This is a genomic window from Microbacterium sp. Leaf351 (assembly GCF_001423825.1).
GTDB lineage: Bacteria > Actinomycetota > Actinomycetes > Actinomycetales > Microbacteriaceae > Microbacterium > Microbacterium ginsengisoli.
The window spans coordinates 49,876-53,135 of record NZ_LMPK01000008.1 but is presented as its reverse complement, the minus strand read 5'-3'; the positions used below and the strand labels follow the sequence as shown (position 1 = coordinate 53,135).

Annotated in this window: 3 protein-coding genes; 1 reads left to right on the top strand and 2 read right to left on the bottom strand. The window is 69.6% G+C overall.

All coding sequences use genetic code 11. The features are described from left to right. Positions 1–38: 38 nt before the first annotated feature. Entirely contained in the window at positions 39–740 is a 702-nt protein-coding gene (locus ASG00_RS03240) for a nucleoside/nucleotide kinase family protein (RefSeq protein WP_235557411.1), read from the bottom strand. Positions 741–994: 254 nt separating this feature from the next. Here ASG00_RS03240 and ASG00_RS03235 point away from each other — a divergent pair, with 254 nt between their 5' ends. Further along, positions 995–1,723: an SDR family oxidoreductase gene (locus ASG00_RS03235; RefSeq protein ID WP_056206844.1), complete on the top strand. Its 729-nt coding sequence runs from the start codon at positions 995–997 to the stop codon at positions 1,721–1,723. 39 nt (positions 1,724–1,762) lie between these two features. Here ASG00_RS03235 and ASG00_RS03230 read toward each other — a convergent pair whose 3' ends face one another. Continuing rightward, entirely contained in the window at positions 1,763–3,133 is a 1,371-nt protein-coding gene (locus tag ASG00_RS03230) for an MFS transporter (RefSeq protein WP_082483026.1), read from the bottom strand. Positions 3,134–3,260: the final 127 nt, after the last annotated feature.

Genomic DNA, 3,260 nt, shown 5'->3' with positions numbered 1-3,260 from the left:
CCCCCGCGCCTCCAACACCGGCGTCCTGGTTTCGATGGTCATCGGATGTCTCCTTCGGTCGGGGTGGCGTCGGCGGATGCCGTGTCGGCCACGCGGATGATGAGGTCGGCGCGGTCTCGCGCGGACTCGACGAGCTGGGCATTGGGCTCATCGACCGAACCGACCCAGTCGACGGCTTCGTCGTGGGGGTGCCCGTGCGATTCGCGACGGGCGACGAGGCGTCGCCGACGGATCGAGGGCTCGACCTCGAGGAACCAGGCCTCGTCGAGGAGCGGGGCGACCCGCTCCCAGCCGTGGCCGTCGTGGAGGAGGTAGTTCCCCTCGGTGATGATCAGAGGGACGTCAGCGGGCACGCACAGCGCGGATCCGATCGACTCCTCGAGGTCGCGGTCGAACACGGGTGCATAGATCGGGGTGCCGGACTGATCGCGCAACCGTGCGAGCAGGGCGATGTAGCCGTCGACGTCGAATGTGTCAGGGGCGCCCTTGCGGTCACGGCGGCCGAGCCGTCTCAGCTCGGCGTTCGCCAGATGGAAGCCGTCCATGCCGACGATGACGGCCTGCGCGCCGAGGGCGTCCTGCAGCTGCGCGCACACGGTGGACTTGCCCGCACCGGGCGTTCCGGTGATTCCGAGCACGCGGCGGGCACCGGTCGATGCGAGCGCACGGGCGCGGTCGATGAGCTCGACGACGTCGTGCGACACCGTCAGAGACGGTGGTGCGGCCGGGGGAGGGGTCACGTCGGACGGTTCCTTTTCGAGGCGACGTCAGCGTCGTTCGCTGCGTCGATGAAGCGGTTCGGAGGGGGCGTTCCCGAAGGAGCTTCCAGCACCGTAAGCTGGGCATGTCACCGGTGTCAAGCTTGATTCGATAACAACAATGACACCGGCGACACGACCGTCCTCCGCGGCGCATCCTGTGTGTCGCCACTGACGATCTGCCCCACGCGGCCGCGGCCGCAGCATCCCTTCAATGACGAACAGAGAGCACCTCCATGAACGAATTCCCAGGTCGAAGCATCCTCGTCACCGGTGCCGGCGGCGGCATCGGCGGCGCCATCGTCCGCCAGCTCGTGGCCGCCGGTGCACACGTGCTCGCTGCCGGCCGCACCGCGGACACCCTCGAGGCGATCGTCGCCGAGACCGGGGCTGAGCCGGTCGTGTTCGACCTCGAGTCCGAGGCCGAGATCCGCGCGGCGATCGAGGGTCGCGACATCTACGGCGTCGTGAACTGCGGCGGCTGGGGCGGCGAGATCGCGACCCCGATGGACACCGACATCGACGTCTTCGACAAGGTCATGAGCATCAACGCGCGCGGGTCGCTCCTGGTGACCAAGTACGCCTCGCGGGAGATGATCCGCGTCGGCGTCGGCGGTGCCATCGTCAACGTCTCGAGCCAGGCGAGCCTCGTCGCGCTGACCGGCCACATCTCCTACGGCTCATCCAAGGCCGCGCTCGACAACATCACGCGGGTCTCGGCGCTCGAGCTCGGCGGCTACGGCATCCGGGTGAACAGCGTGAACCCGACGGTCGTGATGACGCCGATGTCTGCCTGGTACTGGGGCCGTCCCGAGATCGAGGGTCCGTTCCTCGAGGCGATGCCGCTGCACAAGTGGGCGACGGAAGAGGACATCGCCGCGCCCGTCGTGTTCCTGCTGAGCGACGGTGCCGCGATGATCTCGGGCGTCTCGCTGCCGATCGACGGCGGCTACTCGAGCCGCTGACGTCGGCGACGCGTCCGCAGTGTGCGGCGCTGACCTGTCTCAGACCCCGCGCGGCACGGTGCGGTCGTGTCCGCTTCGGCGGCGGGGCGAGGCATCCGCGGGCAGTTCGATCGGCGTGGTGCCGGCGATCTCATCGCTGAACACCTCGGGAGTCGGCGCCGGCAGGCGCAGCGGACGGGTCTCGTCGATCGTCAGGAGGAACCGCCGCGTCTCGCTGCGGTGAAGGCGACCGGATGCCGCCAGCCAGCCGGCCCCGATGGCGCACGCGACCAGGCCCGCGATCGCGCCGACCTGGATGGCCGTGCGGGGCCCGAAGGTCGTCGCAACCCAGCCGGCGATCGGTGCGCCGATCGGCGTCGCTCCCATGATGACCGCCATGTACAGCGCGAGCACGCGTCCGCGCAGCGCCGGCGCCGTCGTCGTCTGCACGTAGCCGTTGGCGGTGGCGAGCATCGTGACGGTGCAGAGCCCCACGAACACGAGGGTCGCGGCGTAGAGCACGTAGACGGGCATCAGCGAGGAGACGAGCGAGATCACGCCGAACCCGCCGGTGGCGATGATGACCACCCGCATGCGTGCGCGGTCACGGCGGGCGGCGAGCAGCGCCCCCGCCAGGGAGCCGATCGCGAGCACCGAGCTCAGCAGCCCGTAGCCGTCGGCCTGCTTGCCGAACTCCAGCGCCATGGTCGACGCGAAGATCGGGAAGTTCATGCCGAATGCGGCCACCAGGAACACCATGATGAACGTGACGATGAGGTCGGGGCGGCCCGCGACGTAGCGGAAGCCGTCGGCGAGGCGTGCGGCTCCCGGCTCGCGCACGCGCGGCACGAGCTCGCCGGGGCGCATCAGCGAGAGGGCGAGGAGCATGGCGACGAAGGTGGCCGCGTTGATGAGGAACATCCAGCCGGTGCCGACCATCACGATGAGGATGCCGCCGACGCCCGGGCCGATCAGGCGGGCCATGTTGAACGACGCCGAGTTGAGTGCGACCGCGTTCGATGCGTTCTCGCGTGCGACGACGTCGGAGACGAATGCCTGGCGTGCCGGGGCGTCGAACGCGTTCACGACGCCGAGCGCGAGGGCGAAGACCCACATGAGCGGCAGGGTCAGGACGTGCGTGAGCAGCAGCACGCCGACCGTCACCGCGAGCATCGCCAGCAGGGTCTGGGTGACGTAGAGCAGGCGGCGTCGGTCGAAACGATCGGCGACCCAGCCGGTGACGCCGACCAGCAGCAGCGGGGGGCCGAACTGCAGCGCCATGGTGATGCCCATGGCCGTCGCGTCGTGGTTCGTCAGCTGCGTGAGCACGACCCAGTCCTGTGCGGTGGACTGCATCCACGCGCCGATGTTGGAGATGAGGGCGCCGCTGAACCACAGTCGGTAGTTGTAGACCGAGAGCGACCGGAACATGGCGCTCATCGCTCTGCCACCCGTCGCATGAGGGCGGCGGCGCGGGCGAGCACCTCGCGCTCGTCCTCGTCGAGGTCGGCGAGCACCGATTCGAGCCAGGCGTCGCGGCGGCGCACGGTCTCCTCCA